The organism is Runella sp. R0.1_18, assembly GCF_057652155.1.
Window position 1 is genome coordinate 1 of record NZ_JBYFCK010000176.1, and the last position, 204, is coordinate 204.

The following is a 204-nucleotide window of genomic DNA, read 5'->3' on the forward strand; positions in this document are numbered from 1 at the left end:
GTTGGGCTGTTGACCGTCGGTGTGGGTGTCGGCTTGGGCGTAACCGTGACGGTAGCCATTGCTGTACCAGTACCCACGCATGGGGCGGTGCCGACTGTGCAAGTAGCCGTGTATGAGGTAGTTGTTGTAGGGCTAACGGTTTTAGTTAAACCTGTTGTTCCATCGTTCCAACTAACCGAGCCAGCACAGTTTGAAACTGTCAAG

The 204-nt window shown here is 53.9% G+C and carries 1 protein-coding gene; it reads left to right on the forward strand.

The window, feature by feature from the left end; all coding sequences use genetic code 11:
* Positions 1–204 (forward strand): hypothetical protein (locus tag AC23P2_RS31530; protein ID WP_487776856.1); only part of this gene is annotated, 204 nt, incomplete at both ends.